Below are 21,565 nucleotides of genomic sequence, written 5' to 3'. Positions count from 1 at the left end.
AGAACGGCATGATTCTATGCCGAATGTCTTCGAAGCGATGCTATTTGCGACTATGACGCCAGCCGCTTGATCGTGTCGAGCAGCACCTTGTTGTCGCCGCCCTTCTTGCGCCCTTCCTCCCAGACCTGGCGCGCTTCGTTGCGGTGCCCGGACACCCACAGCACTTCGCCCAGGTGCGCGGCGATCTCGGGATCGGGCTGCTTCGCATAGGCGATGCGCAGTTGCGCCACCGCGGCGTCGAGGTTGCCGAGGCGGTACTGCACCCAGCCGAGGCTGTCGATGATCGCGGGTTCGTCGGGCTTGAGCTTGATCGCCTTCTCGATCAGCGCGAGCGCTTCGGCCTTCTTGTCGGTGCGGTCGGCCAGCGTGTAGCCGAGTGCGTTCATCGCGTCGGCATTCTCCGGTTGCAGTTCGAGCACGCGACGCAAGTCGCGAATCGCCTCGTCGGTGCGGTCGGCGTCCGCGTTGGCGAGCGCGCGGGCATAAAGCAGGCGCACGTCGTCCGGCAGCGCGGCAAGGCCGCGATCGTAGACCTGGACCGCATCGGCCGGGTGCGACTTGCCGGCGAGATCGGCTTCGAGCAGGAACACTTCGCCGAGCGTCTTCGCCTCGTCGGCGACGCGCGCCTCGAGTTCGTGCAGCAGGTTCATCGCCTCGACCGCGCGGCCCGTGTCGTGGAGCAGGATCGCGGTGCGCTGCTGGGCGTCGAACCATTCGTCGTCGTCCTCGCCGACCTGGGCATACCACTTGAGCGCTTCGGAGCTGCGCCCGGCCAGTTCGCTGAGTTGGCCGAGCAGAAGCAGGCGTATGGACGGGCGCGGCCCGGATTCGGCCAACACCTGCCTGTACAGCGCTTCGACCTGCGCGCGATTCGCCTTGGTGTCGCCACGCGCGAGATAGGCCGCACGCGCGGCGAAGACGCGGTCGTTCTGCGGCCCCTGCGCGAGCACGGCCGACGCCTGCGCATAGTCGCCGAGATCGCCGAGCAACGCGGCGTAGGCGACGCGCAGGCGCGCGCCGTCCTCGCGCCCTTCCTTGCCGGGCACGGCCTTGGCGTGGCTCAGCGCGTCGGCGAACAGGCGACGCGCGCCGTCCTTGTCGCCGGCCAGCATGCGCAGTTGGGCGGCCCAGGCATAGGTTTCCGGCGTGTGGAACCGGTCCACCGCGCGCTGCGCCAGGGCCTTGGCGATGTCGCTGCGATCGAGGCGTGCGGCGAGCTGCCCGACCGCGATCCAGACCTGCGCATCGTCGCCGAGATCGGCCGCCTGCACGGTATTGCCCGGCGTGGCGCCGTCGCCGCGCAGCAGGCGTTCGAGCTGGCGCGCCGCCGCGCTCTTGTCCTCGGCGCCAAGCAAGGCCTGCGACACCGCGCGCCAGCCGCCGGGCCGGTGCGCGAGCCAGGCCAGATCGACGAACGCCGCGTCGTCCGCGCCCGCATGCAGCGCGAGCATCGCGCGCGCCTGGCGCACACCGACCTCGTCGCCTTTCAGCGTCTCCCAGCGCAGCAATGCCGCGTGCGCGACCTCCCACTGCCGGCCCGCGATCGCAACGTGCGTGGCCTGTTCGGCGATCGTCGCGTCCTCGCTCGCCTGCGCCGCGTCGGCATAGCGCCGCGCGGCGGTCACGGGGTCGGCATCGGTCAACGCCAGTTCGCCGGCGATGAGGTTGGCCATGAGATCGCGCTGTTTCGCGTCGGGCGCGACCTCGAGACCCTGCAACGGTTGCGCCGCAGCCAGCGCGGCCGGCCTATCGGCGGGCACGCCGGCGCATGCGGCGAGCGCCGCGGCCACCGCCGCCCCCATCCAAGCCCGCCATCGCATCAGGGAATCGTTCACCGTTTCGTCCAACGTTGCTGCGGCGAATTGTCGCCGTCCACCGGTACCTCAGGGCGCGGAGCCGCGATTTCAAACGGCCGCGTCGCCGCCGTTTGCTTGCCATCGCCGCGTGCGGGCCGCACAATTTCGCCGATTTTCGCAGCGTCTGCGCTCGCGTAGCTTAGCCCATTCATGGCCCTGATCGCCCTCGGACTCAACCACCTCACCGCGCCGCTCGACTTGCGCGAGAAGGTAGCGTTCGCGCCCGAGGCCACGCCCGGCGCGCTCAGCGACCTCGCCCGCCAACCCGGCATCAACGAAGCGATGATCCTGTCGACCTGCAACCGCACCGAGCTCTACGTCGAGACCGACGTGGGCGCGGAAAGCGCGGTCCAGCGCTGGCTGCTCGATCACCACGGATTGACCGGACATCGCCTCGACGAGTTCCTCTACCGCCACGAAGACCAGGGTGCCGTGCGCCACCTGTTCCGCGTGGCGACCGGCCTCGACTCGATGGTGCTCGGCGAACCGCAGATCCTCGGCCAGGTCAAGGACGCCTACCAGACCGCGCGCAGCGCCGGCACCCTGCGCACGTCGATGGAACGCCTGCTGCAACAGACCTTCGCCGTGGCCAAGCGCGTGCGCACCGACACGCGCATCGGTGCGAACCCGGTTTCCGTCGCCTACACCGCGGTGCGCATGGCCGAGCGCCTGTTCGCCAATCTCGCCGACGCCTGCGTGATGCTTATCGGTGCGGGCGAGACGATCGAACTGGCCGCGCGCCATCTCGCCGAATCCAGCGTGCGCCGGCTGATCGTCGCCAACCGCACGCTCGAGAACGCGCAGGCGCTGGCCGGGCGCTTCGGCGCCTACGCGATCGCGCTCGCGGACCTGCCGCAGCATCTGGCCGATGCCGACATCGTGATTTCCTCCACCGCGAGCACCGCGCCGATCATCGGCCGCGGGCTGATCGAGAACGCGATCCGCGCGCGCAAGCGCAAACCGATGTTCCTCGTCGACATCGCCGTGCCGCGCGACATCGAACCCGCCGTGGCCGAGGTCGACGATGTCTTCCTCTACACCGTCGACGATCTCAAGCAGGTGATCGACGACAACCTGCGCTCGCGCCAGGCGGCGGCGAACGAAGCCGAAGCCATCATCGAACTGCAAGTCGAGCACTATCTCGCCTGGCGCCGCGCGCTCGACGTGCGCAATCCGCTGGCCGCGCTGCGCGGCGAGGCCGAAGCGCAGCGCGACGCCACGCTCGACAAGGCGCGCGCGCTGCTGGCGAGCGGCCGCACGCCCGAGCAGGCGCTGGAATTCCTCGCCCATACGCTGACCAACAAGCTCCTGCACGCGCCGAGCGCCAACCTGCGCGCCGCCGCACTGCGCGGCGACGTCGAACTGCTGCGCGCCGCCGAGGCGCTGTTCGATCCCGGTTCCAACGGCGACAAAAGCGTTTAGGCAGCGTTGAGCCGACTCTCCCTCTTGCCGTCATTCCCGCTTTCGCGGGAATGACGGCCCTTCGGGCGTTGTTCTAAAATTCGTTCCAATGAACCCATCGATCCGGCGCAAGCTCGACGAGCTTGCCGAGCGCCATCAGGAAGTCTCCCTGCTGCTCGCCCAACCCGACATCCTCGCCGACAACGCGCGCTTCCGCGATTTGTCGCGCGAGTTTGCGCAGCTCGAACCGCTCACGGCCTCGCTGCACGCCTACGACGCCGCCGGGAAAAATCTCGATGCGGCCAGGGCGCTGTTGAAAGATCCGGAGATGAAAGAACTCGCCGAGGGCGAAGTCGCCGAACTCGAAGCGCGGCGCGACGCGCTCGATCGCGAATTGAACCTGCTGCTGCTGCCGAAGGACGCGCGCGACGAGGCGAACATCTTCCTCGAAGTGCGCGCCGGCACCGGCGGCGACGAGGCGGCGATTTTCGCCGGCGACCTGTTCCGCATGTACGCGCGTTACGCCGAGACGCAGGGCTGGCGCGTGGAGATCCTGTCCGCCAATCCGGGCGAGCACGGCGGCTACAAGGAAGTCATCGCGCGCGTCGAGGGCAAAGGCGTGTTCTCGAAACTGAAATTCGAATCCGGCACGCACCGCGTGCAGCGCGTGCCCGAGACCGAAGCGCAGGGCCGCATCCATACCTCGGCCGCGACGGTGGCGATCCTGCCCGAGATGGACGAGGTCGAGGACGTCGAACTGAATCCGGTCGACCTGAAAGTGGACACGTTCCGCGCGAGCGGCGCGGGCGGCCAGCACGTCAACAAGACCGACTCGGCGATCCGCATCACCCATCTGCCGAGCGGCATCGTCGTCGAATGCCAGGACGAGCGCAGCCAGCACAAGAATCGCGCACGCGCCATGTCGCTGCTCAGGGCGCGTCTCACCGACGAGCGGCGCAGCAAGCAAACCGCGGCGCAGGCCGAATCGCGACGCCTGCAGGTCGGCTCGGGCGACCGCAGCCAGCGCATCCGCACGTACAACTTCCCGCAGGGGCGCGTCACCGACCATCGCATCAACCTGACCCTGTACAGCCTGCCGGCCATCATTGCCGGCGACCTCGATCCGCTGCTCGCGCCGCTGGCGCAGGAATATCAGGCGGATCAAATGAAGTCGTTGACCGAAGGCGATCTCGCCGGCGGCGGCGGATGAACGCCATGCTGCTGCCGGCGGCGATCGACGCGATCGCCACGCTGATCGAACGCGGCGATCTCGCCGGCGCCGAGCAGCGTGCGCAAGCGGCGCTGCAAACGTTGCCGCCGCACGCGGAAATCTGGCGCCTGCTCGCGATCACGCAGATCCGGCGCGGCCAGCTCGAGGCCGCGTCGCGCTCGCTGCAGCAGGCGCAACGGCTCGATCCGGACTCGATCGAAGTGCTGTGCAATCTCGCCACGGTCGAACTGCGCAGCGGACGTGCGGAAAATGCAAGAGATATCCTCGAGCGCGCTTTCGTTCTCGCGCCGAACCATATCGGCGTGCTCAACAATCTCGGTCGTCTGCGCCATCAACTCGGCGACTACGCGCGTGCGGCGCAATGCTTCGAACTGAGCCTGCGCGCGGATCCCGCCAAGGTCATGACCTGGTTCGACCTGGCCAACGCCAACGTCGCGCAGCATCGCTGGAATGCCGCGGAGTCGCACGTACGCCGCGGCCTCGGCCTGGCCCCACGTTCGGCCGACGGCTGGTATCTGCTCGGCTACCTGTATGAACGTCAGGGCCGGCTGGCCGACGCACTTGCGCCCTATCGCACCTCGATGGAACTCGCTCCGCGTGCGCGGACAGCGCACAATCTCGCCCTCGTGTTCGACCAGCTCGGCCACTGGCGGAGCGCCGCGCAGATGATGGAACAGGCCCTGCGGCTCGAGCCCGCCATGCATTCGGCACTCAGCCATCTCGTCCACATCAAACGCAAGCTGTGCGACTGGACCGGCCTCGCCGAACTCGGCGCGCGCATCCTCGCCGCGGTCGATGCGGACGCCGCGGGCGTCGGCCCGTTCGCGCTGCTCGCCGAAAATGCGACCCCCGCGCAGCAGCTGCGCTGCGCACACGCATCCGCGCGCCAATACCGTCACGAAGCGCGGCAAAGCGTGCAAATGGCGATGGCGGCGGGGGCGCTACGCGTCGGCTTCGTTTCTTCGGGCTTCAACCAGCACGCGACCGGCCTGCTCATCGTCGAGCTGATCGAACGACTGCGTACATCCAGGCTGGCCACGGTCGCGTTCGCGACGGCGCCGAACGACCGCAGCGCGCTGCGTCAGCGCCTGGCCCGGGCGTTCCACGAATTCCACGAGGTGGCACTGCAATCGCCCGAAGCGATCGCGCAGAAGATCCACGATGCGCGCATCGATATTCTCGTCGACGTCGACGGTTACTGCATGAACTCGATGCCGCGCATCTTCGCGCTGCGGCCCGCGCCGATCCAGGTCAACTACCTCGCCTATCCCGGCTCGCTCGGCGCGCCGTGGTACGACTATCTGATCGCCGATGATGTCGTGATTCCGGCTGCGCAGCGTGCGCATTACGACGAGAGGATCGCTTACCTGCCGCGCTGCTATCAGCCGATCGACACGACGCGCGCCGTGACCGAAGCACCGACGCGCGAAGCTTTGGGCCTACCCGCGAACGGCTTCGTCTATTGCTGCTTCAACGCCAACTGGAAGATCACGCCCGAGCGCTTCGCGCTATGGATGCGCATTCTCGCTGCCGTGCCCGGCAGCGTGCTCTGGCTGCTCGACGAGCGCCCCGGCAACGGCGTGGTCGAACGCCTGCGCGAGGCGGCGCGGTGTGCCGGCGTCGATCCGCAACGCCTCGTGTTCGCGCCGAAGGCCGATCACGCCGCGTATCTCGCCCGCTACAAGCATGCCGACCTGTTCCTCGACACGAGTCCCTACAACGCGCATACGACCGCATCCGACGCGCTCTACGCCGGCGTCCCCGTGCTGACGCGGCCGGGCGACACGTTCGCTTCGCGCGTCGCCGCCAGCCTCAACCGCCAGCTCGGCCTCGACGAGACGATCGTCGGCAGCGACGGGGACTATGTCGCCCTCGCGATCGAACTCTCCACGCAGGCCGCCCGTCTCGATGCATTGCGCGCGCGTTTGCGCGATCCCACCGTGCGCGCGCGACTGTTCGACATGCAGGCCTATGCCGCCGACTTCGTCGCCTTGCTGGACCGCATGGCCGCGCTCGCGCGCTCGGGGCAGCCCGCCCAGGACATTTCCCTGTAGGATGGCGGCATGACCGCCGCCAAAGACTTCGCCCCGCTCGATCTCTGCGTGTTGACCGTGTCCGACACGCGCACGACGCAGAACGACACTTCGGGCGATTACCTCTGCAACGCCCTCGCCGAAGCGGGCCATCGCCTGCATGCGCGCGCGATCAGCCGCGACGACAAGTATCGGATGCGCGCGATCGTATCCGCGTGGATCGCGGAAGCCGGCGTGCACGGCATCCTCGTCACCGGCGGCACCGGCTTCACCGGCCGCGACTCGACGCCGGAAGCGCTGCGCCCGCTGCTCGACAAGGAAATGCCGGGTTTCGGCGAGATGTTCCGCGTGCTTTCGTTCGAGGAGATCGGCACCTCGACGCTGCAATCGCGCGCGTTCGCCGGCCTCGCCAACGACAAGTTCCTGTTCTGCCTGCCCGGCTCGACCTCGGCCTGCCGCACGGCCTGGGAAAAACTCATTCGCGCCCAGCTCGACGCGCGCACGTCGCCGTGCAACCTCGCCAATCTGCGCCCGCGCCTGCCCGAAACTTGAAAAGCAAAATTCGGCCACGGAGTACGCGACTAAAAAAGCTCTTTGACAAGAGCTCACCATGAAAAAGAAGAAATACGAACATCACCTGAAGGAACTCGCGGTCGAACTGGTGGAATTCCAACGTTGGCTGGCGCACACCGGCAAGCGCGTCGTCGTGCTCTTTGAGGGACGCGACGCGGCCGGCAAGGGCGGCACGATCAAGGCGATCACCGAATATCTCGACACGCGCCATTACCGCATCGTCGCACTGTCCAAGCCGAACGAGCGCGAGCGCACGCAGTGGTACTACCAGCGCTACGTGGAGCATCTGCCGAGCGCCGGCGAAATCGTGCTGTTCGACCGCAGCTGGTACAACCGCGCCGGCGTGGAGAAGGTTATGGGCTTCTGCACGAACGAGGAATACAAGCGCTTCCTAGCCGAGTGTCCGGTGTTCGAGCGCGGCCTCGTCGACGACGGCATCCTGCTGTACAAATACTGGCTCGCGGTCGATCAGGCCGAGCAGGAGGAGCGCTTCGCCGAGCGCGCGGAGAATCCGCTCAAGCGCTTCAAGATCTCGCCGGTCGACATCGCCGCGCGCAACAAATACCGCGAATACGGCGAGGCGCGCGACGCGATGATCGCGGCCACGAACACCGAGTACGCGCCGTGGCACGTCGTCGATTTCAACGACCAGCCGCGCGGGCGGCTCAACCTCATCCGCCACCTGCTCGACCACCTCCCCGACCGCAAGATCGCGGTCAAGCCGCTCAAGCTGCCCAAGCTCAAGGGCGACCCCGGCGTCGAGGAGCTGGCGGACAGTTCGCTCTGGGTGAAGGACGTTTACTGAGGCCGCGGTGGACCGCGCATCCGCTCTTCTTCGTCATTCCCGCGTAGAGCGGAATCCGCAAACGCCGTCATTCCCGCGAAAGCGGGAATGACGGCATCAAGGCTCCCGGACGATTGCGTCGAGGTCCTTCATCCGGATCGGCCCGAGAAAGGCCTTGGCGATATGGCCGTCGGGCGCGATCAGATACGTATTCGGCAGGCCCTTCGGCACGTCGAAATCCTTCGGCGGGTCCATCACGTCGAGCTGCGCGACCGGATAGGTCAGCGGATGCGCCTTGAGGAATTTCTCGATGTCGGCCTTGTCGCTGTCCTCGAAGGCGAGGCCGATCGCGGCGACCTTGTCCTTGTGCTTGTCGACGTAGGCCGAGATGTCGGGCAGCTCCTTGATGCACGGCGAGCACCAGGTCGCCCAGAAATTGACGATGACCCATTTGCCGTTCTGCGCGGCGAGATCGAAGGTCTTGCCATCGAGCGTGGTGACTTTCAACTGCGGCTGCGGCGCGGCGGCGAACGCGGCGGATGACAGCAGTACGAAGAGAGCGGAAGCAAGAAAACGTCTCATGGATCGGCCTTTGATAAACATCATGTTTCCTTGGACCGCGTCATCGACGGAAAAATTTCACTGAGCGGCACGTCCAGCGCCGTACGCAGCCCGTTCCCGGCATCGCCGAGCTTTTCCGTCGCCGCCGCGTCCAGCGCGGCATCGCCGGCGATCGGCAACGGCTCTTGCAGCGGAATGCGATAGCCGCTCGCGGCGTACAATTCGTATAGGCTTGTCGAGGAAAGATCGCGGGCGAGCACGAAATCGCCGTCCTCGCTGCGCCGGATCAATCCGGCCCTGGTCAGATCGCCGAGATACTGCTGGGTCAGCGCATCGCTGAGAAACGGTTCGCGCTTGCGCAGTTCGTCGGCGGTGAGCCCCTCGCCTGCGCGCTGCGCGGCCACGAAATGCGCGAGCACGCGCACGAGGCCGCGGAATTCGTCTCCCGGCGCGAGCTTCGGCGCATCCGGGCGATAGTCGAACGCGGCCAACGTCGCCGCGATCGAAGCGCCGACGAGCACGATGATCCACGAAAAATAAATCCAGACGATGAACATCGGCAGGATCGCGAGCGCACCGTAGACCTGGTTGTAGCTCTTGCCGACGTAGGCGACGAATCCGCGCTTGGCCAGCTCCGACGCGATCGCCGCGACCAGCGCGCCGATCAGCGCGTGGCGCACGCGCACGCGGCAATTCGGCACGAGCACGTAGATCGCGGTCAGCATGAACCAGGAAATCGCGAACGGCAGCAATCCGAGCAGGCGCGCCTTGAGCTGGAACGAGTCGCCGGCCTGCGCGAGCAGCGGCAACGCGAACACGTAGGACGAGATCGCCAGCGCGCCGACCATCAGGATCGGCCCGGCGGTCAGCACGGCCCAGTACATCAGCAGGCGCGAGGCCAGCGGCCGCCCGGTCGGCACGCGCCAGATGCGGTTGAACGCGTCCTCGATGCTCATCATCAGCGAGATCGAGCTGAACAGCAGCACGAGGATGCCGATCGCGGTCGCCTTGCCGGCGTTCGCGGTGAATTGGGTGAAGTAGCCGCGGATCGTGTCGCCGGCCGACGGCACGAAGTTGTCGAACATGTACTGGACGATCTTGTCCTGGTACTCGGCGAACGCCGGAAACGCGCTGAGGATGCCGAGCACGGCGGTGATCAGCGGCACGAGCGCGAACAGCGTCGTGTAGGCGAGCGCGCCGGCCGCCTGCGGACAGCGGTCCTCGAGGAAGCGCCGCAGCATGAAGCGGCCGAAGCTCAGGTAGCGGTTGCGGTCGAGTAGCATGTGGAGCGAGGGACGAGGAATGAGGGAGAGCATAAAAGCTTCGTCATTCCAGCGAAAGCTGGAATGACGAGCTTATACTTCGACCGTCCATCCTCAACCATCGCGCCGCTTCATGAGCGAAATCCTGATCGTTTACTACAGCCGCACCGGCAACGTCGCCCAACTCGCGCGACTCGTCGCGCGCGGCGTCGAGGAAGTGCCCGGCATGCGCGCGCGCCCGCGCAGCGTGCCGCCGGTCGCGCCGCTCACCGAAATCGCGGCGCCGCCAGTGCCCGACGAAGGGGCGCCGTACGTGACGCCGGCCGACCTGCGCGAATGCGCGGGGCTGATCCTCGGCAGTCCGACGCGCTTCGGCAACATGGCCGCGCCGCTCAAGCATTTCCTCGACTCGACCGGCGCCGAATGGGCCTCGGGCGCGCTCGTCGGCAAGCCCGCCGCGGCGTTCACCTCGACCGCCACGATGCACGGCGGCCAGGAATCGACCCTGCTCACGATGCTGCTGCCGCTGCTGCATCACGGCGCGCTGATCGTCGGCCTGCCCTACACCGAAGCCGCGCTCAACACGACGCGCGCCGGCGGCACGCCGTATGGCGCGAGCCATGTCGCCGGCGCGAATGCCGACCGCGCGATCGGCGACGAAGCGAAAATCCTCGCGCGCGCGCTCGGCCGGCGCGTCGCGACGATCGCAGCGAAACTCGGCTCATGAATTCCGCACTGCGCACCGCCGTCGGCGCACTGGTCGCCCTGCTCGTGTTGCAGTTCGCCTGGCATGCGTGGCTCGCGCCGCCGAAATCGGGACTGCTCGCGCCGACGCTGCTGCTTGCGACCGCACCGTTATTTTTCTGCCTATGGATCGCCGCGACGTCGTTGCGCCGCGGTGTGCTGATCGGCGGCATGGCCTGCCTGTTCTATTTCTCGCACGGCATAGTCGAACTCTGGATCGGCGCGCCGCCGCGCTGGCCCGCCGCCGTCGAGATCGCGCTCGCCTTGATCGTCGTGTTCGCGCCGGGTTGGGAGGTACGCTCGGCGAAACGAGCATCGCACCAATCGTAGGAGGCCGCATGTCTTTCGTACAACCCGCTCCGCAACTCGGCAACCAGTATCGCGACGACGCGTTGTTGTGCTCGTACCTGCGCCGCGCGCTCGATGCGCGGACGCTGGCGGCAATCGAACCGGACCTCGATGCGCTCGGCCAATTCGCAGCCGAAGCTTGGGCGTCGGCGCGCGCGCGCGCCGACGAGGAACCGATACTCACGCAGTGGGACGCTTGGGGAAACCGCATCGATCGCATCGAGCTGACGCACGCCTGGCGCATGGCGGCACCGCTCGCAGCACAATACGGCCTCGTCGCCGCGGGGCACGAATCCATCCATGGCGCGGCGGCACGCACGCACCAATTCTCGCTTGTATATTTGTATCACTGCGCAAGCGAGTTCCACTCCTGCCCGCTCGCGATGAGCGACGGCGCCGCGACCGCGATCAAAGCGTCGGGCAATGTCGAACTCGCCGCGCACGCGCTGCCGCATCTGCTGAGCCGCGATCCGGCACGGCACTGGATCAGCGGCCAGTGGATGACCGAGAACGCCGGCGGCTCCGACGTTTCGAACAGCGAAACGGTCGCGCGCCTCGTCGACGGCCAATGGCGACTGTACGGGCGCAAATGGTTCGCCTCGGCGATCAACACGCAGATGGCGCTCGCGCTCGCGCGGCCCGAAGGCGCACCGCCGGGCGCCGACGGCCTCGCCCTGTTCTACCTCGAGTCGCGCGACGCGCAGGGACGCTTGCTGAACGTCACGCTCGACCGCCTCAAGCACAAACTCGGCACGCGCGAATTGCCGACGGCGGAAATCCATCTCGACGGCGCGCCCGCACGGCTCGTCGCCGGCGCGGATCATGGCGTGCGCGCGATCGCACCGATGCTCAACGTCACCCGTACCTGGAACGCCGTCTGCGCCGTGGCGACGATGCGCCGCGCGCTCGCGCTTGCCGAGGATTATGCGCAGCGCCGCCGGGCGTTCGGCAAACCGCTCGACGAACAGCCGCTGCACCGCGCGACGCTGGCGAACCTGCGCGCGCAGTTCGAGGCGGCGTTTCATCTCGCCTTCCACGTCGCCGAACTGCTCGGCCTCGCGCAGGCCGGCGAGGCAAGCCCGGCCCAGCAGGACCGGCTGCGCCTGCTCACGCCGCTCGCGAAGCTCTGGACCGGAAAACTCGCCGTCGTCATCGCCTCCGAAGCCTGCGAATGCTTCGGCGGCGCCGGCTATCTCGAAGACACCGGCATGCCGCAACTGCTGCGCGACGCGCAGGTGTTCCCGATCTGGGAAGGCACCACGAATGTGCTGGCGCTCGATTTCCTGCGCGCGCTGCGCGGCGCGGGCGGTGCGCAGACGCTGATCGACGCACAGCACGAACTGCGTGCAGAAATCGAAACAAGCGAGCTTGCGCGCTGCGCGGCGATCGCAAGTTCACACGCCGAACACGCCGCCGGCAAACTCGAATCGCTGAGACACGACCGCGACGCGCTCGAAGCGAACGCCCGCGATATCGCATTCGCGTTCGCGCGAGGTTTCGCGCTCAGCCTCGCCGCTCGTCACGCGGACTGGGCGCAGCGCAACGAAAACGCTACGGCTTATGCCGTCTCGGCATCGCGCTTCGCAGACATATTGCAGGCATAAGCGCTTCCGTTCGTCATTCCGGCTTTCGCCGGAATGACGAGCGAGAGTAAAGACATGCCACCCGGCTAACTGCCCGACTACAACGCGCTCACCGAATCGAACAGCGTATCCTGCTTGCCGGCATCGCAGACGGCGTAGGTAAATCCTTTCTGGATCGCATACGCGCCGACTTCGCCCGCGCGGCTCAGCGCGAGAAACCCGACCTGCAAATCCTTGTCCATCTTCATGCGCCGACGCATGATGCGCTTGACCGCCTCCTCGCAGGCCTGTTGCGGCGAGCGGCCCTGGCGCATCAGCTCGACCACGAGGAAGCTGCCGGCGGTGCGGATCACTTCCTCGCCGACGCCGGTCGAGGTCGCGCCGCCGACCTCGTTGTCGACGTAGAGGCCGGCGCCGATGATCGGGCTGTCGCCGACGCGGCCGTGCAGCTTCCAAGCCATGCCGCTGGTCGTGCAGGCGCCCGCGAGCCGGCCCTGCGCATCGACCGCGAGCAGGCCGAGCGTGTCGTGATTGCCTGCGCCGCCCGGCTTGCCTGCGCCGTAGGTCTTGTTCTCGCTGTTCGCCGACGGCTTGTATTCGCTCTTCTTGAGCCATTCCTTCCAGGCCTGCTCGGATTCGGGCGTGAGCAGATCTTCCTTCGGAAAATCCTGCTCGAGGGCGAACTGCAATGCGCCGTCGCCGACCAGCAGCACATGCGGCGTCTTCTCCATCACGCGCCGCGCGACCGAGATCGGATGAGCGATGTGTTCGATCGCGGCGACCGCGCCGCAATCCCCGTTGCCGTCCATGATGCTCGCGTCGAGCGTCAGGCGGCCGTCGCGGTCGGGATAGCCGGCGCGGCCGACGCTGTGATTGTTCGGATCGGCCTCGGGCACGCGTGCGCCGGCCTCGACCGCGTCGAGCACGCTGCCGCCCTTGCCCAGGATCTGCCAGGCCGCCTTGTTCGCGGCGACGCCGAAATCCCAGGTCGAGACGACTCGCGGCCGTAACCGCCCCGCCGGTTTTGTGGGGGAGGCGTGAGTATCACGCGGTAGCGTCGCCGCGGCAGTTGCAGCGAGCGAGGCGGCGAGGAAGCGGCGGCGATCGGTCATGGCGTGCGGTGCTCGGACTGGATGGCTGCCGCGAGTGTAGCCGAAAGCCTTGCCTGATAAACTTCCGATCCACGTCTCCATGCGGAACGCGCCATGCTCCAGCATCTGACCATCGTCACCACCGGCGGCACGATCGACAAAGTATACTTTGACGACAAATCCACTTTTCAGATCGGTGCGCCGGCGATCGGCGACATCCTCAAGCAACTCGGCGTGGCCTTCGATTTCGACGTGATCGCGCTGCTGCGCAAGGATTCGCTGCACATCACCGAGGAGGACCGCGACCTGATCAAGCGCACGATCGAGGCGCAGCCGCACCGCCAAATCCTCGTCACCCACGGCACCGACACGATGGTCGAGACCGCGCGCGTGCTGCAGGCGATCCCCGGCAAGGTGATCGTGCTGACCGGCGCGCTCAACCCGGCGCGCTTCCAGGGTTCGGATGCGGTGTTCAACATCGGCTGCGCGGTCGGCGCGCTGCAAACCTTGCCCGACGGCGTCTACGTGGCGATGAACGGGCGCATCTGGGACCCGCTGCGCGTGCGCAAGAACCGCGACGCGAACTGCTTCGAAGCCGCCTGAACCGCCTTCCGCGGCGATGAAGAAGAAGGGCCGCTTTCGCGGCCGGCGCGTTCGTTTTTGTGCCTGCTACATCATCCCGGTTTCGAGCTTGGCGACCTCGGACATCATCGAATGGTTCCAGGGCGGGTCGAAGATCAGCTCGACGTCGGCCTCCGCGACCGTCGGCACCGCCTCGACCTTCGTGCGCACGTCGTCGACGAGGATGTCGCCCATGCCGCAGCCCGGCGCGGTCAGGGTCATCGAGATCTTCACCTTGCGCTCGCCGCTGTCGGTCTTTTCGATCGCGCATTCGTAGACCAGGCCGAGATCGACGATGTTGACCGGAATCTCCGGGTCGAAACAAGTGCGCATCTGCTGCCAGACGAGCTTCTCGACGTCCTCGTCGCTCGCATCCGCGGCCAGCTCGATCGACGCCGGCGGCTCCTTGCCGATCGCGTCGGCGTCCTTGCCGTCGATGCGGAACAGGTTGCCGTCGACGAACACCGTGAAACTGCCGCCGAGCGCCTGGGTGATGTAGCCGTTCTGCCCCGCGGGCAGACTGACGGTCTGCCCCTGCGGCACCATGACGGCATTGCAGTCGCGGGCGAAGACGATCGGTTCGGAAGTCTGACTGTAGCCGCCCATGATGTTTTTCTGTCGAATCGAAAACGGATTATCGCAGGTTCGCTGCCCGCCATCCGATGTGTGTGCCCGGCGGTCGATTGCAAGCGCAAGGCCGACTTGCGTCGCAACGCTTTCCCGAACCGGCGACTCGCCCGCCTAGATCTCGCGCAGGCATTCGCCGAGGATGCGCATCGCGGCCTGCAGGTCGGCCGCGGGCAGGTCGGCGAATCCGAGCAGCAGGCCGGGACGCGCGGGCGCCTTGAGAAAATACGGCGAGATCGGATAGAGCCCGAGTCCGCGTTCTTTTGCGCGCGCGACGAGCTGGCGCGCCTGCGCAAGCTTGAGCCGCGTCAGCCACGCGACCACGTGCATGCCCGCGCTCGAATCGCCGACTTCGACTTCGCCGCCGGCGTGCTTGCGCAGTGCCGCGAGCAAGGTCGCGCGGCGCGCCTTGAGCGATTTCGCCGCCGCGCGCAGATGGCGTTCGAACGCGCCGTCGGCCATCAGTTTCGCCAGCGCGGCCTGCTCGATCGCCGGACAACCGCGGTCGGTCAGCCATTTCGCGCCGATGAAGGCGTCGCGCAGCCCGGGCGGCAGCACGATGTAGCCGAGCCGCAGCGAAGGAAAAAGCACTTTGGAAAAAGTACCAAAGTATAAAACGCGACCGTCGCGGTCCAGCGATTTCAACGCCGCGAGCGGGCGCGCGTCGTAGCGGAATTCGCCGTCGTAGTCGTCCTCGATGATCCAGCAACCGCTCGATGCCGCCCAGGCAAGCAGTTCCATGCGCCGCGCGAGGCTCATCACCGCGCCGCTCGGAAACTGATGGGAAGGCGTGACGAGCGCGAGCTTGGTCCTGCCCTGGGTGGGCAAATCGGTGGTGACGATGCCGTTCTCGTCGACGCGGCAGCCGACGATCTCGGCGCCACTGGCCTGCATGATCTGACGCTCGCCCTGGTAGTGCGGATCTTCGAGCACGACGCGATCGCCCTCGTCGAGCAGCAATTCGGCGGCGAGCGTGAACGCCTGCTGCGCGCCGCTGACGATCAGCACGTCCTCGGGCGCGGCAAGGATGCCACGCCGGCGCGCGAGGTAGTCGCAAATCTGCCGACGCAGCGCGAGCAGCCCTTGCGGATCGGGATAGTCCGTCTGCGCGTGCGCCGCCGCATGCGCGAGTTCGCGGCGCCATGCGCTGGCGAGCTGCGGATTCGTCATCGGCATGCCGTACTGCAGGTTGTAGCGCAGGCCGATGTGCTCGCGGCCCGGGATGCGCCGGTCCCAGAGTTCGCGGATGCGCTCGCCGCGACGCGACAGCGGCGCGCGCGCGGCGCCGCTGCGCGCCGGCGCCTTCGCGACCGGCTGCGGCGCCTGCATAGCGCCGATCGCGGCGACGTAACAACCCGAGCCGACGCGGCCTTCAATGAAACCTTCGGCGGCCAATTGCTCGTAGGCCGCGAGCACCGTGTTGCGCGACAGGTCGAGATCGCGCGCGAGCACGCGCGTGGCCGGCAGGCGCGAGTGCGCATTGATGCGGCCGCCGAGAATCGCCTGCTTCAATCCGCGCGTGAGCTGGGCGTAGCGCGGACCTTGTCCGTCGAGTTCGAGGTACATGATTGGCTCCATTATCCACGGATATTGCGGTTCTGGATAGGGCCATTACCTGCGCCCACACTGCGGCGTCGAACCGTTCGATGCGCCTCGAGGTGGCGGCCATGTTCATCCCCTCCAGCTTCGCCGAATCACGTACCGGCGTGATGCAAGCCTTTATGCGCGAGCATCCGCTCGCGACGCTCGTGATCGCCGGCGAACGAGGACTGGACGCACATCATCTGCCGGTGCATCTGGATACGGAGCGCGGCGCATTCGGTACGCTGCAGGGGCACATCGCCCGCGCCAACCTCCTGGCGACGGATTGCGTGCAGCCCATCAACGCCGTTGCGATATTCCACGGCCCCGCGGCCTACATCACGCCGTCCTGGTACGCGACCAAGCGCGAGACCGGCAAGGTCGTGCCGACGTGGAACTACGTGGCCGTGCACGCGCACGGACGCCTGCGCGCGATCGACGATGCGCAATGGCTGCGCGCGCATCTCGAGCAGATCGTTGCGGAAAACGAATCGCGCGAAGTCTTGCCATGGAAAATTTCCGATGCGCCGCCCGACTATATCGAAGCCATGCTGCGCGGCATCGTCGGTTTCGAGTTCGAGATCACGCGGCTCGAAGGCAAGTGGAAAGCCAGCCAGAACCATCCCGCCGCGAATCGCGAAGGCGTGATCGACGGCCTGCGCCGGCGCGCCACGCCGGGCGCAATGGAAATGGCCGATATCGTGTTCAAAAGGGGGCCGCAATGAACGCGCGCGTCCGCCTGGCGACGATCCACGATCTCGATACGCTGACCTCGCTATTCGACGCCTACCGGCAGTTCTACCGGCAGCCTGGCGATCTCGACTACGCTCGCGCCTTCCTGCGCGAGCGCTTCGCCCATCACGAGTCGACGGTCCTCCTGGCGTTCGCTGCGGACGATGCGGCTGTCGGCTTCACCCATCTCTATCCACTGTTCTCGTCGGTGCGCTGCGTGCGCACCTACTTGCTCAACGATCTGTTCGTGGCACCGGGCGCGCGCCGTCACGGAGTCGGCAAGGCGCTGCTGAACGCCGCTGCCGATTTCGCGCGCGCGAACGGCGCCGCGTCGCTGTCGCTGAGCACCGCCACCGACAATCTCCCGGCGCAGCGCCTGTACGAATCGCTCGGCTGGATGCGCGAAACCGGCTTCCTCGAATACCATCTGCCCTTGCCGACATGAACCCGCAGACCCGCCCCTGGCCCGATACCGTCACGCTGCGCGGAACGCTCGTCACCATCGTGCCGCTGACCGACGCGCACCACGATGCGCTCGCCGATGCCGTCCGCGACGGCGAGCTATGGAAGCTCTGGTACACCAACGTGCCGTCGCCCGAAACGATGCGCGCCGACATCGAGCGCCGCTTGGCGCTGCGCGAACGCGGCAGCATGCTGCCGTTCGTCGTCGTCGACAATGCGCGAAACGGGCTCGTCGGCGCGACGAGTTACATGAACATCGATGCCGCGAATCGCCGCGTCGAGATCGGCAGCACCTGGTACGCGCGAAGCGCGCAACGTACCGGCATCAACACCGAGTGCAAATACCTGCTTTTGCGCCATGCGTTCGAAGCGCTGGACTGCATCGCCGTGGAGTTTCGCACCGGATCGATCAACTTCCAGAGCCGCTGCGCGATCGAACGCCTCGGCGCCAAGCTCGACGGCGTGTTGCGCTGCCACCAGCGCTACTCGAACGGCGCACTGCGCGACACCTGCGTCTACAGCGTCGCCGCCGCGGAATGGCCTACAGTGAAAGCGCACCTCGAATGGCAGGTGACCAAGCCGCGCGCGTAGCGGCTCGCCGCGACCCGTCCATCCAATTGCCGGGCGCTCGCGCGGCCTTGGCGATGGAAAAGTTTGCGCATTGTTGCATTGCTGCTACGCTGCGCGCAATCCGTAGGGGAGCGAAGAATGAGCCTGAAACTGCGCCTGATCGTGATGAATTTCCTCCAGTTCTTCGTCTGGGGTTGTTGGCTGATCTCGATCGGCGCGTACTGGTTCCAGAACAGGCACTGGTCGGGCACGCAGTTCGGCGCGATCTTCTCGACGATGGGCATCGCCTCCCTGTTCATGCCGACGATCGCCGGCATCCTCGCCGACCGCTTCATCAACGCCGAGCGCCTGTACGGCATCCTGCACCTGCTTGGCGGCGCGCTGCTGCTGGTGCTGCCGACGATCGAGGACCCCGGCACGTTCTTCTGGGTCATCCTGCTGACGATGATGTGCTACATGCCGACGATCGCGCTCGCGATCGCGGTGTCGTACAACGCGCTCAAGCAGGGCGGCGAGGACATCGTGCAGGTGTATCCGCCGATCCGCGTCTGGGGCACGGTCGGTTTCGTCGTCGCGCTGTGGGTGATCGCGCTGCTGCACCTCGGCACTTCGCCGGGCCAGTTCTATGTCGCCGCGGCCGCCGCCTTCGCGCTCGGCCTCTACGCGTTCACGCTGCCACCGTGCCCGCCCAAGCTCGGCCGGCCGTTCGACCAGGCGCTCGGCGACCCGCAGCGCCTGGGCGTACCGGCGCTCGATGCGTTCGGACGCTCGAACCGCTTCGCCCTGCTCGTCGATACCTTGGGTCTGCGCGCCTTCGCGCTGTTCAGGAACCCGAAGCTTGCGATCTTTTTCGTGTTCGCCATGCTGCTCGGCGCAGCGCTGCAACTGACCAACGCCTACGGCGACACCTTCCTGCACGATTTCGCCAAACTCGACGCGTTCAAGGAACGCTTCGCGGTGCGCTATCCCGAATTCATCATGTCGATCTCGCAGATTTCGGAGACGCTCTGCATCCTGCTGATTCCGTTCTTTCTCAAGCGCTTCGGCATCAAGATGGTGATGCTGCTTTCCATGATCGCGTGGACGCTGCGGTTCGGGCTGTTCGCCGTCGGCGATCCCGCATCGGGCCTGTGGATGATCGTGCTGTCGTGCATCGTCTACGGCCTCGCCTTCGACTTCTTCAACATCTCCGGCTCCCTGTTCGTCGAGGGCCAGAGCGAGGAGAAGATCCGCGCCAGCGCCCAGGGCCTGTTCATGCTGATGACCAACGGCATCGGCGCCGTGCTCGGCAGCACGATCTCGGGCTACGTCATCGACCGCTTCTTCACCGACCACGCCTGCAGCGAAGCGACCGCGATCTGCAAGAACTGGCCGGGCATCTGGACGACGTTCGCGCTGTACGCGCTCGTCACCGGCGTTGCCTTCGCGCTGCTGTTCAAGCACAAGCACGGGCCTACGGCAGTGCGGAACATCGCGCATTGATGCAACGGCTGCGGACCGCTTTTTCCGTCATTCCAGCGAAAGCTGGAATGACGGGCTAGGGGACGCCGGCTGCTTGTACAATTCGCCCATGCGAATCGGCCTGCACCTCATCGACCCGCCCGTTGCGCTCGCGCCGATGGCGGGCGTAACCGACAAACCGTTCCGCCAGCTGTGCAAGAAGCTCGGCGCGGGCTTGGCCGTGTCCGAGATGACGACCAGCGATCCGCGCCTGTGGACGACGCGCAAGTCGCTCAAGCGCATGGACCACGCCGGCGAGCCCGATCCGGTCAGCGTGCAGATCGCCGGCACCGATCCGGCGAGGCTCGCCGAGGCGGCACGCTACAACGTCGACCACGGCGCGCAGATCGTCGACATCAACATGGGCTGCCCGGCGAAAAAGGTCTGCAACGTCTACGCGGGTTCTGCGCTGCTGCAGGACGAGGCACTCGTCGCGCGCATCTGCGAGGCGACCGCGCGCGCCGTGAACGTGCCGGTGACGCTGAAGATCCGCACCGGCTGGAACCGCGACAACCGCAACGGCGTGCGCATCGCACGGATCGCGCAGGACTCGGGCATCGCCGCGCTCGCCGTGCACGGCCGCACGCGCGCCGACCTGTACAACGGCGAGGCGGAGTACGACACGATCGCCGAGATCAAGGCCGCCGTGTCGATCCCGGTGTTCGCCAACGGCGACATCGACTCGCCGCAGAAGGCGCGCGCCGTGCTCGCGTACACGCAATGCGACGGCGTGCTGATCGGCCGCGCCGCGCAGGGCCGGCCGTGGATCTTCCGCGAGATCGCGCATTTTCTCGCCACCGGCAAGACGCTCGCGCCACCCTCGCCCACCGAGATCTGTGCGATCCTCGTCGAGCACCTGGAAAATTTGTATATCTTTTACGGCGAGCCACAAGGCGTGCGCATCGCGCGCAAGCATCTCGGCTGGTATGCGAAGGATCGCAAGGAAAACGCTGCTTTCCGCAGCGTGGTCAACCGAGCCGAAACGAGTGCCGAGCAGTTACGCCTCACGCGCGAGCACTTCGGCGAAGCTTCGACGCTCGCGCAGGCGGCTTGACCGCGATCGCATCGTCGAGAAATGCCGTTACCAGCGCGCCGTGGTATTTCGACCGGCGCACGATCCACGACAGGCGGCGGCGCAAGTCGAGGAACGGCGTTCGCAAAGCCGCCAGCCGCCGCGTCTTGACCGCATCGGCCACCGCGACCGCCGGCAGGCAGGCGATGCCGAGGCCGGCGATCACGGCCTGCTTGATCGCCTCGCTCTGGCCGAGTTCCAGCACGGTCTGTCCCGGCGGAAGCGCGGCGAGGATGCGCTCGGTGACCGCGCGCGTGCCGGAACCGTCCTCGCGCAGGATCCAACGCGCCCCGGAAAAATCGTCAGCGTGCAGCCGCTTGCGCTTCGCGAGTGGGTGATCGGGACGAGTGCAAATGACCAGTTCGTCCTCGCGCCAGGAGCGGGCCTCGATGTCGGCATGCGCGACCGCGCCTTCGACGCAGCCGAGATCGAGCGCATGGTCGAGCACGCCCCTGACGATCGCGTCGGTGTTGCCGACGGTGAGTCGCACGGCGACCTGCGGATGCCCCGCGGTGAATGCGCCGAGCAGGTCGCCGACCATGTAGTTGCCGATCGTGTTGCTCGCACCGAGGCGCAACTCGCCCTCGAATGCGGCGCCGCGCCCGTGCATGTTGTGCTTGAACTCGACCGTGCGCTCGAGGATCTCTTGCGCGAGCGGCACCGCATCGCGGCCGCGTTCGCTCAGGTACAAACGCCCGCGCTTGCGGTCGAATAGGTCGGCGCCGAGGTGGGATTCGAGTTCAGCCAGCGCCATGCTCAGCGCGGGCTGCGACAGGTGCAGTTTCCCGGCCGCTGCGCGCACGCTGCCCTCCTGCGCGACAGCGACGAAGACTTCGAGTTGGCGCAACGAGATTCCTAGCATCAGGAAATCTTATTCCTTGAATAAATAGTTTTCAATTTTCTTATCGATTCGCGCGCGGGAAAATATCGCAA

General features: G+C 66.8%; 21 protein-coding genes. 14 read left to right on the top strand and 7 right to left on the bottom strand.

The window, feature by feature from the left end:
* Nucleotides 1-50 precede the first annotated feature (50 nt).
* The gene (locus tag QM741_RS09985; RefSeq protein ID WP_415207563.1) at nt 51-1,835 is read right to left on the bottom strand and encodes a tetratricopeptide repeat protein; all 1,785 of its coding nucleotides are present in this window, start codon (nt 1,833-1,835) and stop codon (nt 51-53) included.
* Nucleotides 1,836-2,006: 171 nt separating this feature from the next.
* Between QM741_RS09985 and hemA the strand changes: the two genes are divergently transcribed.
* From hemA to ppk2, 5 genes are all read left to right on the top strand, one after another.
* Complete coding sequence (gene hemA / locus QM741_RS09980) at nt 2,007-3,278, top strand: glutamyl-tRNA reductase (RefSeq protein WP_415207562.1); 1,272 nt, start codon at nt 2,007-2,009, stop codon at nt 3,276-3,278.
* A gap of 88 nt (nt 3,279-3,366) precedes the next feature.
* Nucleotides 3,367-4,467 (top strand): peptide chain release factor 1, encoded by a 1,101-nt coding sequence (gene prfA / locus QM741_RS09975; RefSeq protein ID WP_415207561.1) that lies wholly within the window; start codon nt 3,367-3,369, stop codon nt 4,465-4,467.
* Nucleotides 4,464-6,542, top strand: a complete 2,079-nt coding sequence (locus QM741_RS09970; RefSeq protein WP_415207560.1) for a tetratricopeptide repeat protein — start codon at nt 4,464-4,466, stop codon at nt 6,540-6,542. Before prfA ends, QM741_RS09970 begins: the two co-directional genes overlap by 4 nt.
* Before the next feature lie 9 nt (nt 6,543-6,551).
* Nucleotides 6,552-7,073: a molybdenum cofactor biosynthesis protein B gene (gene moaB, locus QM741_RS09965; RefSeq protein WP_415207559.1), complete on the top strand. Its 522-nt coding sequence runs from the start codon at nt 6,552-6,554 to the stop codon at nt 7,071-7,073.
* Nucleotides 7,074-7,131: 58 nt separating this feature from the next.
* Nucleotides 7,132-7,899: a polyphosphate kinase 2 gene (gene ppk2 / locus QM741_RS09960; RefSeq protein ID WP_415207558.1), complete on the top strand. Its 768-nt coding sequence runs from the start codon at nt 7,132-7,134 to the stop codon at nt 7,897-7,899.
* Nucleotides 7,900-7,995: 96 nt separating this feature from the next.
* On the opposite strand, the gene QM741_RS09955 is transcribed toward ppk2, so the two are convergent.
* Complete coding sequence (locus QM741_RS09955; RefSeq protein ID WP_415207557.1) at nt 7,996-8,460, bottom strand: TlpA disulfide reductase family protein; 465 nt, start codon at nt 8,458-8,460, stop codon at nt 7,996-7,998.
* A gap of 20 nt (nt 8,461-8,480) precedes the next feature.
* Nucleotides 8,481-9,755 (bottom strand): YihY family inner membrane protein, encoded by a 1,275-nt coding sequence (locus tag QM741_RS09950; RefSeq protein ID WP_415207556.1) that lies wholly within the window; start codon nt 9,753-9,755, stop codon nt 8,481-8,483.
* Nucleotides 9,756-9,834: 79 nt separating this feature from the next.
* Between QM741_RS09950 and wrbA the strand changes: the two genes are divergently transcribed.
* Genes wrbA through QM741_RS09935 form a run of 3 tightly spaced genes read left to right on the top strand, consistent with a single transcriptional unit; the run spans nt 9,835 to nt 12,397 of the window.
* A complete protein-coding gene (wrbA, locus tag QM741_RS09945) occupies nt 9,835-10,428 on the top strand; it encodes an NAD(P)H:quinone oxidoreductase (RefSeq protein ID WP_415207555.1) in 594 nt (197 codons plus the stop codon).
* Complete coding sequence (locus tag QM741_RS09940; RefSeq protein WP_415207554.1) at nt 10,425-10,775, top strand: DUF2069 domain-containing protein; 351 nt, start codon at nt 10,425-10,427, stop codon at nt 10,773-10,775. The genes wrbA and QM741_RS09940 overlap by 4 nt, the downstream gene beginning before the upstream one ends.
* 8 nt (nt 10,776-10,783) lie before the next feature.
* Nucleotides 10,784-12,397, top strand: coding sequence for an acyl-CoA dehydrogenase family protein (locus QM741_RS09935; protein ID WP_415207553.1), 1,614 nt, complete (start codon nt 10,784-10,786; stop codon nt 12,395-12,397).
* Nucleotides 12,398-12,474: 77 nt separating this feature from the next.
* On the opposite strand, the gene QM741_RS09930 is transcribed toward QM741_RS09935, so the two are convergent.
* Nucleotides 12,475-13,488 (bottom strand): N(4)-(beta-N-acetylglucosaminyl)-L-asparaginase, encoded by a 1,014-nt coding sequence (locus QM741_RS09930; RefSeq protein WP_415207552.1) that lies wholly within the window; start codon nt 13,486-13,488, stop codon nt 12,475-12,477.
* A gap of 93 nt (nt 13,489-13,581) precedes the next feature.
* Between QM741_RS09930 and QM741_RS09925 the strand changes: the two genes are divergently transcribed.
* A complete protein-coding gene (locus QM741_RS09925; protein WP_415207551.1) occupies nt 13,582-14,070 on the top strand; it encodes an asparaginase domain-containing protein in 489 nt (162 codons plus the stop codon).
* A gap of 66 nt (nt 14,071-14,136) precedes the next feature.
* On the opposite strand, the gene sufT is transcribed toward QM741_RS09925, so the two are convergent.
* Together sufT and QM741_RS09915 are read right to left on the bottom strand one after the other, a co-directional pair.
* The gene (sufT, locus tag QM741_RS09920) at nt 14,137-14,694 is read right to left on the bottom strand and encodes a putative Fe-S cluster assembly protein SufT (RefSeq protein WP_415207550.1); all 558 of its coding nucleotides are present in this window, start codon (nt 14,692-14,694) and stop codon (nt 14,137-14,139) included.
* 135 nt (nt 14,695-14,829) lie between these two features.
* Complete coding sequence (locus tag QM741_RS09915; RefSeq protein ID WP_415207549.1) at nt 14,830-16,281, bottom strand: PLP-dependent aminotransferase family protein; 1,452 nt, start codon at nt 16,279-16,281, stop codon at nt 14,830-14,832.
* A gap of 101 nt (nt 16,282-16,382) precedes the next feature.
* On the opposite strand from QM741_RS09915, the gene QM741_RS09910 reads away from it, so the two are divergent.
* The 5 genes from QM741_RS09910 (at nt 16,383) to dusB (ending at nt 20,614) form a co-directional block, all read left to right on the top strand.
* Entirely contained in the window at nt 16,383-17,021 is a 639-nt protein-coding gene (locus QM741_RS09910; protein WP_415207548.1) for an FMN-binding negative transcriptional regulator, read from the top strand.
* Nucleotides 17,018-17,473: a GNAT family N-acetyltransferase gene (locus tag QM741_RS09905; RefSeq protein ID WP_415207547.1), complete on the top strand. Its 456-nt coding sequence runs from the start codon at nt 17,018-17,020 to the stop codon at nt 17,471-17,473. The genes QM741_RS09910 and QM741_RS09905 overlap by 4 nt, the downstream gene beginning before the upstream one ends.
* Nucleotides 17,470-18,081, top strand: coding sequence for a GNAT family N-acetyltransferase (locus tag QM741_RS09900; protein ID WP_415207546.1), 612 nt, complete (start codon nt 17,470-17,472; stop codon nt 18,079-18,081). Before QM741_RS09905 ends, QM741_RS09900 begins: the two co-directional genes overlap by 4 nt.
* Nucleotides 18,082-18,198: 117 nt before the next feature.
* The gene (locus tag QM741_RS09895; protein WP_415207545.1) at nt 18,199-19,542 is read left to right on the top strand and encodes a nucleoside permease; all 1,344 of its coding nucleotides are present in this window, start codon (nt 18,199-18,201) and stop codon (nt 19,540-19,542) included.
* Between the two features lie 88 nt (nt 19,543-19,630).
* Nucleotides 19,631-20,614, top strand: a complete 984-nt coding sequence (dusB, locus tag QM741_RS09890) for a tRNA dihydrouridine synthase DusB (RefSeq protein WP_415207544.1) — start codon at nt 19,631-19,633, stop codon at nt 20,612-20,614.
* Here dusB and QM741_RS09885 read toward each other — a convergent pair.
* Nucleotides 20,565-21,494 carry a LysR family transcriptional regulator gene (locus tag QM741_RS09885; protein ID WP_415207543.1) on the bottom strand — a complete coding sequence of 310 codons (930 nt, stop codon included), beginning with the start codon at nt 21,492-21,494 and terminating at the stop codon, nt 20,565-20,567. The genes dusB and QM741_RS09885 overlap by 50 nt on opposite strands.
* Between the last annotated feature and the right edge of the window lie 71 nt (nt 21,495-21,565).

Source organism: Rudaea sp. (assembly GCF_047601565.1).
In the GTDB taxonomy this organism is placed as follows: domain Bacteria; phylum Pseudomonadota; class Gammaproteobacteria; order Xanthomonadales; family Rhodanobacteraceae; genus Rudaea.
The sequence above is the reverse complement of the archived record's forward strand: the minus strand, read 5'-3'. Positions and strand labels throughout refer to the sequence as shown.

Coding starts and splice junctions, on each gene's coding strand:
- hemA (WP_415207562.1), top strand. CDS start 2,007: ATGGCCCTGATCGCCCTCGGACTCAACCACCTCACCGCGCCGCTCGAC.
- QM741_RS09955 (WP_415207557.1), bottom strand. CDS start 8,460: ATGAGACGTTTTCTTGCTTCCGCTCTCTTCGTACTGCTGTCATCCGCC.
- prfA (WP_415207561.1), top strand. CDS start 3,367: ATGAACCCATCGATCCGGCGCAAGCTCGACGAGCTTGCCGAGCGCCAT.
- QM741_RS09895 (WP_415207545.1), top strand. CDS start 18,199: ATGAGCCTGAAACTGCGCCTGATCGTGATGAATTTCCTCCAGTTCTTC.
- QM741_RS09950 (WP_415207556.1), bottom strand. CDS start 9,755: ATGCTCTCCCTCATTCCTCGTCCCTCGCTCCACATGCTACTCGACCGC.
- QM741_RS09970 (WP_415207560.1), top strand. CDS start 4,464: ATGAACGCCATGCTGCTGCCGGCGGCGATCGACGCGATCGCCACGCTG.
- QM741_RS09900 (WP_415207546.1), top strand. CDS start 17,470: ATGAACCCGCAGACCCGCCCCTGGCCCGATACCGTCACGCTGCGCGGA.
- QM741_RS09935 (WP_415207553.1), top strand. CDS start 10,784: ATGTCTTTCGTACAACCCGCTCCGCAACTCGGCAACCAGTATCGCGAC.
- QM741_RS09930 (WP_415207552.1), bottom strand. CDS start 13,488: ATGACCGATCGCCGCCGCTTCCTCGCCGCCTCGCTCGCTGCAACTGCC.
- ppk2 (WP_415207558.1), top strand. CDS start 7,132: ATGAAAAAGAAGAAATACGAACATCACCTGAAGGAACTCGCGGTCGAA.
- QM741_RS09905 (WP_415207547.1), top strand. CDS start 17,018: ATGAACGCGCGCGTCCGCCTGGCGACGATCCACGATCTCGATACGCTG.
- wrbA (WP_415207555.1), top strand. CDS start 9,835: ATGAGCGAAATCCTGATCGTTTACTACAGCCGCACCGGCAACGTCGCC.
- sufT (WP_415207550.1), bottom strand. CDS start 14,694: ATGGGCGGCTACAGTCAGACTTCCGAACCGATCGTCTTCGCCCGCGAC.
- QM741_RS09925 (WP_415207551.1), top strand. CDS start 13,582: ATGCTCCAGCATCTGACCATCGTCACCACCGGCGGCACGATCGACAAA.
- QM741_RS09885 (WP_415207543.1), bottom strand. CDS start 21,494: ATGCTAGGAATCTCGTTGCGCCAACTCGAAGTCTTCGTCGCTGTCGCG.
- QM741_RS09910 (WP_415207548.1), top strand. CDS start 16,383: ATGTTCATCCCCTCCAGCTTCGCCGAATCACGTACCGGCGTGATGCAA.
- QM741_RS09940 (WP_415207554.1), top strand. CDS start 10,425: ATGAATTCCGCACTGCGCACCGCCGTCGGCGCACTGGTCGCCCTGCTC.
- moaB (WP_415207559.1), top strand. CDS start 6,552: ATGACCGCCGCCAAAGACTTCGCCCCGCTCGATCTCTGCGTGTTGACC.
- dusB (WP_415207544.1), top strand. CDS start 19,631: ATGCGAATCGGCCTGCACCTCATCGACCCGCCCGTTGCGCTCGCGCCG.
- QM741_RS09915 (WP_415207549.1), bottom strand. CDS start 16,281: ATGTACCTCGAACTCGACGGACAAGGTCCGCGCTACGCCCAGCTCACG.